This is a genomic window from Kitasatospora sp. NPDC092286 (assembly GCF_044755565.1).
In the GTDB taxonomy this organism is placed as follows: Bacteria; Actinomycetota; Actinomycetes; order Streptomycetales; family Streptomycetaceae; genus Kitasatospora.
Window position 1 is genome coordinate 1 of record NZ_JBIVRD010000123.1, and the last position, 1,548, is coordinate 1,548.

The following is a 1,548-nucleotide window of genomic DNA, read 5'->3' on the forward strand; positions in this document are numbered from 1 at the left end:
GATCCTGCGGGTGTTCGAGGCGGTGTTGGTTGGTCCGTCGGTGTCGGTGGGGCGTGTTGACGTCCTGTCGGCGGGTGAGCGTCAGCGGGTGGTGGAGGAGTGGAACGGTACGGCGCGGCCGGTTGCGGCGGTGTCGATGGTGGAGCTGTTCGAGGCGCAGGTTGCGCGGGTGCCGGACAGCATCGCGGTGGTGTCGGGTGATGTGTCGCTGACCTACCGGGAGGTGAACGAGCGGGCGAATGCGCTGGCGCATCGTCTGATCGCTCTGGGTGTGGGCGTGGAGAGTCTGGTGGGGGTCCTGGTGGACCGTTCGCCGGAGATGCTGGTGGCGTTCTTGGGTGTGCTGAAGGTGGGCGGTGCGTATCTGCCGCTGGACGCGGCGAACCCGGTGGACCGTCTGCGGTCGGTCGTGCGGGAGGCCGGGGCCGAGGTGGTGCTGGTCGATGCGGCGCACGCGGGGCATCCGCTGGCGACGGAGCCGGGGCTGACCTGTCTCCCGCTGACCCTGGACAGCGCCTTGGATACCACGGCCGTGGTGGATCCGGGGGTGCATGTCGCCGGCGACAACCTGATGTACGTGATGTACACGTCGGGGTCGACGGGTCTGCCGAAGGGCGTGGCGGCCACGCACCGCAACGTGGTGACGTTCTGCCTGGACGCGGCGTGGAGCGCGGAGGTCGCCGAGCGGGTGATGGTGCAGGCCAATCACGCGTTCGACGGTTCGACGTATGAGATCTGGGTGCCGCTGGTGCGCGGCGGGCGGCTGGTGCTGGCGCCGGCGGGCCGGGTGGACGCGGCGGAGCGCGGTCGGCTGATCGCGGAGCACGGGATCACGAACGTGCATGCCACGGCGGGTCTGTTCGGTGTGCTGGCGGAGCAGACGCCGGAGATCTTCGCCGGGGTTCGGGAGGTGTCGACGGGCGGTGACGTGGTCTCGCCGACTGCCGTGCGTGCGCTGCTGGACGCCCACCCGGGTCTGGTCGTGCGCACCACGTACGGTCCCACCGAGACCACGGCGTTCACCACCCAGGTCCCGTACGCGGCGGGCGATGTGGTGCCGGCGGCGGTGCCGATCGGTCGGCCGATGGACAACAGCGGTGCGTACGTGCTGGATTCGGCGCTGCGTCCGGTGCCGGTCGGTGTGACCGGTGAGCTGTACATCAGCGGCAGCGGTCTGGCGCGCGGCTACCTCAACCGCCGTGCGCTGACGTCGGAGCGCTTCGTCGCGTGCCCGTTCGGAGCGCCGGGTGAGCGGATGTACCGCACCGGCGACACCGCCCGCTGGAACACCGACGGGATCCTCGAGTTCATCGGGCGCGGCGACGACCAGGTGAAGGTGCGCGGCTTCCGCATCGAACCGGGCGAGGTCGAGAGCGCACTCGCCCGCACCACCGGGGTCGCGCAGGCGGTCGCCCTGGTCCGCGAGGACCGACCCGGCGACAAGCGCCTCGTCGCCTACGTCGTGCCCACCCCCGGCACCGAACTCGACACCGCCGACATCCGAGCCGAGGTCGCTGCGTTCCTGCCCGAGTACATGGTCCCGGCAGC

1 protein-coding gene is annotated in these 1,548 nt (G+C 70.9%); it reads left to right on the plus strand.

The genetic code is table 11. The features are described 5' to 3' along the window. Positions 1–1,548: amino acid adenylation domain-containing protein (locus ACIQIB_RS39450; RefSeq protein ID WP_400764302.1), on the plus strand; the 1,548-nt coding region annotated here is incomplete at both ends.